Raw genomic sequence first — 6,632 nt, forward strand, 5'->3', positions numbered from 1 at the left:
CCTCGACCCCCGGGCGCGTCTCGCTCGGGCTGCCGTCGCTGCGCATCGGCGGCGAGCCGCTCACCAGCCCGGGCGTCGGCACCATGCCGATCTACGACCCCGCCGACGGCCAGCGCTGACGTGACGCTGATCGCGGTCGTCGGCGCCACGGGCACCGGCAAGTCGCGCTTCGCGCTCGACGTCGCGCACGCGATCGCCGCCGCGGGCGGCGTCGCCGAGGTCGTCAACGCCGACGCCATGCAGCTCTACCGGGGCATGGACATCGGCACCGCCAAGCTCCCGGAGGACGAGCGCGAGGGCGTCCCGCATCACCTGCTCGACGTGCTCGACGTCACCGACGAGGCATCCGTCGCCGCGTACCAGGCCGATGCCCGCCGTATCATCGACGAGATCGCGTCGCGCGGTGGCGTCGCACTCCTCACCGGAGGGTCCGGGCTGTACGTCTCGAGCGTCATCCACGACCTCCGCTTCCCCGGGACGGACGCCGCGATCCGCTCGCGCCTCGAGGCCGAGCTCGAGGAGATCGGTCCGGGGCTCATGCATCGCCGGCTGCGCGAGCTCGACGCCGAGACGGCCGCGGGCGTCGACCCGCAGAACGGCCGACGGATCGTCCGCGCGTTGGAGGTCATCGAGCTCACCGGCGAGCCGAAGGCCGCGCGCCTGCCGGACGAACCCGTGCCCTGGCGGCCGCACCGCATCGTGCACCTGCGCGCCGACCGGGCCGAGCTCGTCGCGCGACTCGACGCCCGGGCCGCGGGCATGTGGGCGGGCGGGCTCCTCGACGAGGTGCGCAGCCTCGTTCCGGCGGGCCTCGAACGCGGCGTGACCGCGCGCAAGGCGATCGGCTACGCGCAGGCGCTCGCGCAGCTGCAGGGCCGGATGACGGAGGCCGACGCGATCGCGGAGACGCAGGCGCTCACGCGGACCTACGCCCGACGACAGGTCGGCTGGTTCAAGCGGTACGCCGCGGCATCCGCCGTCGATGCCGGCGACCCGGCGGCGTTCGCCGCGGAGGTGGCGAGGCTGGCGCGCGGCGTCTGAGCCTCCCCGCGCTCCCTAGACTGGTGCGATGGCGTTCGATCTGCGCTTCACCAAGGGCCAGGGCACGGGCAACGACTTCGTGCTGTTCAGCGACCCCGAGGGCGAACACGAACTCTCGCCCACGCAGATCGCGGCGGTGTGCGACCGGCGCTTCGGCGTCGGCGCCGACGGGGTGATCCGGGCCGTCCGCTCGGACCGGCTGGCCGACGGCGCCGGCGCGCTCGCGGAGGACCCGCAGGCGACGTGGTTCATGGACTACTGGAACGCGGACGGCAGCGTCTCGGAGATGTGCGGCAACGGCATCAGGGTGTTCGTGCGCTACCTCGTCGACCAGGGGCACGTCGCGCCCTCGGGCGACGAGTGGATCGCGATCGGCACGCGAGCGGGGGTGCGTCGGGTCCGCGTGACCGGCGCCGGATTCGAGGCCGACCTCGGCGTGTGGCGCCTCGACGGCGGCGAGCCGCTGGTGCGCGCCAAGAACCTGCCCGTCGCGCGCCCCGGCCTGGGCATCGACGTCGGCAATCCGCACGTCGTGGTGGCCCTCGCCGACGACGACGAACTGGACGGGCTCGACCTGGCCTACCTGCCGATCCTCGAACCGCAGCCGCAGGCCGGCGCGAACGTCGAGTTCGTCGTCCCCGCGGAACCGCTCGTCGAGAACGGTCGCGGGAGGATCCGCATGCGCGTGCACGAGCGCGGGTCGGGCGAGACGCTCTCGTGCGGCACGGGTGCGGTCGCCGCGGCGCTCGCCGTCCGCCACTGGGCCGGCGAGCACGCGCCCGACACGTGGGTCGTCCAGGTGCCCGGGGGCGTGCTCGGCGTGCGCATGGAGTCGCGTCCAGACGGTGAGCACGTGCTGCTCTCCGGGCCGGGCGAACTCGTCTTCGACGGGGTGCTCGCGCTGGCCTGAGCCGGATGGCGCGGCGGCTCGGATCGCGGGTGGTGGAGTCGCGGGGGCGCACTCAGGCGTCGCGCGTCACCGTGAGCACGCGGAAGCCCTTCGAGGTCGCGGCCCGCCCGACGGTCCATCCGTCGCCGAACTCCTCGCCGAGCCAGCGCTGCAGCGAGTCGGCGCCGAGGTTCTTCTGCACGACGAGCCACGCCGTGGCGCCGGCGTCGAGGCGGGGCAGCCATCGGCGCAGCAGTGCGTGCAGCTCGGCCTTGCCGATCCGGATGGGCGGATTCGACCAGATCACGGAGAATCGCAGGTCGTCGGGAACATCCGCGGGACTCACGGCGTTGACGTTGTGGAGTCCGAGGCGCCGGACGTTCCGGCGGACGAGGTCGAGTGCACGCTCGTTCACGTCGACGGCCCACACCGTGGCATCCGGCGACTGCAGTCCGAGCGTGAGTGCGATCGGGCCCCAGCCGGCGCCGAGGTCGAGCAGGTGTCCGGCGGCGGGAGCCTTCGGGACCTCGTCGAGGAGGACGCGGGTGCCGAGGTCGACGTGGTCGGGGCTGAAGACGCCGCCGGCGGTCTGCACCTCGACGTCGCGGCCGGCGAGTCGCACCGGGACGGTCCGGAGCGCCGCCCGGTCGGCGGGCTTGGACGAGAAGTAGTGCTCCTGCGGCATATGGGGAAACCTATCGCAGGCGAACGGAAGTAGGCTTGACACGATGAATGACGCGGCACCCGAGACCCACGACGACGCGGTCGAGCGCGTGCTGCGCAGCGCCGACGCCCGGGCGGGTGTGTCCCGGTTCGGCGGGTCCGACGCCTCGTCCATCCAGCGCGCCGGGCTCGCCGGGCACGACGACGACGGCTTCGACGGCGAGCAGTACGATCGCGAGGCGCGCGCGGCGCTCCGCCGCGTCGGCGGCCTCTCGACCGAACTCGAGGACGTCACCGAGGTCGAGTACCGGCAGCTCCGACTCGAGAACGTCGTGCTCATCGGCGTCTACCCGCAGGGGTCGCTCGAGGACGCCGAGAACTCGCTCCGCGAGCTCGCCGCCCTCGCCGAGACGGCCGGTGCCCGCGTGCTCGACGGAGTCCTGCAGCGCCGTCCGCACCCCGACCCCAGCACCTACCTCGGCCGCGGCAAGACCGAGGAGCTCCGGCACGTGGTCGCCGCGCTCGGTGCGGACACCGTGGTCGCCGACACCGAGCTCGCCCCGAGCCAGCGTCGTGCGCTGGAGGACGCGGTCAAGGTGAAGGTGATCGACCGCACCGCCGTGATCCTGGACATCTTCAGCCAGCACGCCAAGAGCCGTGAGGGCAAGGCGCAGGTCGAGCTCGCGCAGCTCGAGTACCTCCTTCCGCGCCTGCGCGGCTGGGGCGAGTCGATGTCCCGCCAGGCCGGTGGCCAGGTCGGCGGCGCAGGTGCGGGCATGGGCTCGCGCGGTCCCGGTGAGACGAAGATCGAGCTGGACCGCCGCCGCATCCACACCCGGATGGCGAAGCTCCGTCGGCAGATCGTCGGCATGAAGCCCGCGCGCGACGCCAAGCGCGCGAACCGCAAGCGCAACGCCGTTCCGTCGGTCGCGATCGCGGGCTACACCAACGCGGGCAAGTCGAGCCTGCTCAACCGCATCACGGGCGCGGGCGTGCTCGTCGAGAACGCGCTCTTCGCCACGCTCGATGCGACCGTGCGCCGCAACACGACGGCCGACGGTCGTGTCTACACGATCGCAGACACGGTCGGCTTCGTGCGCAACCTCCCGCACCAGCTCGTCGAGGCGTTCCGGTCGACGCTCGAGGAGGTCGGCGACGCCGACCTGATCGTGCACGTCGTCGACGCCGCGCACCCCGACCCCGCCCAGCAGATCGCGACCGTGCGCGACGTCATCGGCGAGGTCGGCGCCCGCGACATCCCCGAGCTCGTCGTCTTCAACAAGGCCGACCTCGTGACGCCCGAGGACCGGCTGGTCCTGCAGGGGCTCGAGCCGAACGCCGTGTTCGCCTCGGCGCGCACCGGCGAGGGCGTCGCCGAGGTGCTCGCCGCGATCGGGCGCATGCTGCCCGACCCTGCTGTGGAGGTCGACCTCCTCGTGCCCTACGAGCGGGGCGACATCGTCTCCGCGCTGCACGAGACCGGCCGCGTGCTCTCCACCGAGTACCTCGAGGACGGGACGCGCATCCGCGCGTTGGCGTCGCCCGAGCAGGCCGCACAGCTCGAGGAGTTCCGCGTCGCGGCGCTCGCGTAGCATCCGCCCGGCACTGCCGAGTGCCGCGACTCGCGGCACGGCCGCCGAGTCACTCGTCGTAACACCGGGAGCGGATGCCCCCGACCCGGCGTATCGTCGCACCTGATCGTGGCGAGCGGCCGGATGCCGCCCGCCTGGAGCGACCGCCGAGCCCGGCACCCGCCCGCGAGACCCACCTGCCGTTCCGGCAGGTCGGGCGCGGCGTGCCGTGCACTCGACCTCCTCGGAACTGCTCGCCACCTGGAGCGACATGACCGGAACCGAGCCCGACGGCGTCGCCGCCCGGCCGCGCGTGCCGATCTCGTTCGAGCTGTTCCCGCCGCGCACGGACGCCGCGGCGATCGCGCTCGGCCGCACCATCGACCGGCTCGCCGAGGTCGACCCCGCGTTCATCTCGGTGACGTTCGGAGCGGGCGGCTCGAGCCGCGACCGCTCGCTCACGGTGCTGCGGTACATGCTCGAGCACACGAGCGTCGAGCCGATGGCGCACCTGACCTGCGTCGGATCGAGCCACGCCGAGGCGAACCGCCTCGTCCGAGAGTTCCTCGACGCGGGCATCACGAGCTTCCTCGCGCTCCGCGGCGACCCGCCGGCCGGAGCCGCTGATGCGGAGGACGCGATCGGCGACCTGCACAGCGCCGCCGAGCTCGTGCAGCTGATCCACCGCGTCCAGGAGGAACGCGAGCCGTTCGGTCAGTCGCGGATCCCGGGCATGCCCGGGGTCACCGCGATCCGCGAGCGACCCCGCCCGGAGCGCGTCGCCGTGGCTGCCTTCCCGACCGGCCATCCGCGTTCGCGCGGGTCGAACCAGGACGTCGACGTGCTGCTCGCGAAGGAGGTCGCGGGAGCGAACCTCGCGATCACGCAGCTCTTCTGGCACGCCGACGACTACCTGGCCTTCGTGCAACGGGCCCGGGCCGGCGGCGTGACGATCCCGATCCTCCCGGGCATCATGCCCGTGACCACGCCCGCGCGGCTCGCCCGGCTCGAGCAGCTCACCGGCGTGCCCGCGCCCGCGGCGCTCGCGATCGACCTCGAGATCGAGCCCGACGCCGACGCCCAGTTCGAGCTCGGCGTCGGATACGCCGCGGACCTGGCGGCAGGCGTGCTCGACGGCGGCGCCCCCGGACTCCACCTGTACACCTTCAACCGCCACGAGGCCGTGCTCGCCGTGCTCGACCGGCTCGGCCTCGCCACCGCCCACGCCCATGCGGGCACCGAGAGGAACACGAGAGAACGATGACCGCACCCGCATTCCCCACCGGAACGATCCTCGGCTACCCGCGCATCGGGCGCCGACGTGAGCTCAAGCACGCCGTCGAGGCGTTCTGGGCCGGTCGGATCGACTCCGCCGAGCTCGAGCGCACCGCGGCGGGCCTTCGAGCCGCGACGCGCGAGCGACTCGCCGGGCTCGGGCTCGGCCGCACCGACTCGGCGATTCCCGAGTCATTCTCGTACTACGACCAGGTGCTCGACGCCGCGGTCGCGGTCGGCGCGATCCCCGCGCGCTTCGAGCGCCTGCTCGGCGAGGACGGCCGGCTCGACCTGGCCGGGTACTTCACCGTCGCCCGCGGCGAGGGTGCCGACGCGCCGCTCGAGATGACGAAGTGGTTCGACTCGAACTACCACTACCTCGTGCCGGAGATCGGTCCCGACACCGCGTTCACCGCGCACGCCGACGCACTCGTCGCGCAGGTCCGCGAGGCGCGCGAGGCTGGGTTCGTCACGCGTCCGGTCCTCGTCGGACCCGTCACGTTCCTCCTGCTGGCGAAGGCGGCGGATGGCGCGCCCGAGGGCTTCCGGCCGATCGACCGCCTCGCCGACCTCGTGCCGGTCTACCGCACGCTGCTCGCCGAGCTCGCGACGGCCGGCGCCGAGTGGGTGCAGCTCGACGAGCCGGGGCTCGTGAGCGAGAGCCTCGACGAGCCGCGCGAGCGCGTGCTCGAGGCGGTCGCGGAGGCCTACGACGCGCTCGGCGCGGTCGACGCTCGCCCGGCGATCTTCGTCGCCGCGCCGTACGGCGACCTCGCAGAGGCGCTGCCCGTGCTCGCGGCCACCCCCGTCGAGGCGATCGGGTTCGACCTCGTCCGCGGCGACGTGCCCGCGCAGCTCGACCCGGTGACCGAGGAGGCGCTCGCCGCCAAGACCCTCGTCGCCGGCGTCGTCGACGGCCACAACATCTGGCGGGGCGACCTCGCCCACGCGTTCGCGCGTGCCGAGGCGCTTCGCTCCGTCTCGGGCTCGGTCGCCGTCTCCACCTCGACCTCGCTCCTGCACGTGCCGCACGACGTCGACGAGGAGCGCGCGCTCGATGCACGCCTCGTGAGCTGGCTCGCCTTCGCCGACCAGAAGGTCGCCCAGGTCGCTGTGCTCGCGCGCGGCCTGGCCGAGGGGCGCGACGCGATCGCGGCCGACCTCGACGCGGCATCCGCCGCCCTCGCCGACCG

At 73.6% G+C, this 6,632-nt stretch carries 5 protein-coding genes and 1 pseudogene; 5 read left to right on the forward strand and 1 reads right to left on the reverse strand.

Annotation, left to right across the window (positions count from 1 at the left end):
- The first annotated feature begins 120 nt into the window (after nucleotides 1–120).
- On the forward strand, nucleotides 121–1,041 hold the full coding sequence (miaA, locus tag ESO86_RS09385; RefSeq protein ID WP_129234661.1) for a tRNA (adenosine(37)-N6)-dimethylallyltransferase MiaA: 921 nt from the start codon (nucleotides 121–123) through the stop codon (nucleotides 1,039–1,041).
- 28 nt (nucleotides 1,042–1,069) lie between these two features.
- Nucleotides 1,070–1,951, forward strand: a complete 882-nt coding sequence (gene dapF, locus ESO86_RS09390) for a diaminopimelate epimerase (protein ID WP_129234662.1) — start codon at nucleotides 1,070–1,072, stop codon at nucleotides 1,949–1,951.
- A gap of 52 nt (nucleotides 1,952–2,003) precedes the next feature.
- Here the strand turns inward: dapF and ESO86_RS09395 are convergent, their stop codons facing one another.
- On the reverse strand, nucleotides 2,004–2,615 hold the full coding sequence (locus ESO86_RS09395; protein WP_129234663.1) for a class I SAM-dependent methyltransferase: 612 nt from the start codon (nucleotides 2,613–2,615) through the stop codon (nucleotides 2,004–2,006).
- Nucleotides 2,616–2,658: 43 nt separating this feature from the next.
- On the opposite strand from ESO86_RS09395, the gene hflX reads away from it, so the two are divergent.
- From hflX to ESO86_RS09410, 3 genes and pseudogenes are all read left to right on the forward strand, one after another.
- A complete protein-coding gene (gene hflX, locus ESO86_RS09400; protein ID WP_129234664.1) occupies nucleotides 2,659–4,185 on the forward strand; it encodes a GTPase HflX in 1,527 nt (508 codons plus the stop codon).
- Between the two features lie 208 nt (nucleotides 4,186–4,393).
- Nucleotides 4,394–5,428: a methylenetetrahydrofolate reductase gene (locus tag ESO86_RS09405; protein ID WP_242492298.1), complete on the forward strand. Its 1,035-nt coding sequence runs from the start codon at nucleotides 4,394–4,396 to the stop codon at nucleotides 5,426–5,428.
- A pseudogene (locus ESO86_RS09410) lies at nucleotides 5,425–6,632 on the forward strand (5-methyltetrahydropteroyltriglutamate--homocysteine S-methyltransferase); the annotation flags it as partial. The gene ESO86_RS09405 and the pseudogene ESO86_RS09410, both read left to right, overlap by 4 nt.

It is taken from the genome of Agromyces binzhouensis, from assembly GCF_004135055.1.
Lineage (GTDB): Bacteria > Actinomycetota > Actinomycetes > Actinomycetales > Microbacteriaceae > Agromyces > Agromyces binzhouensis.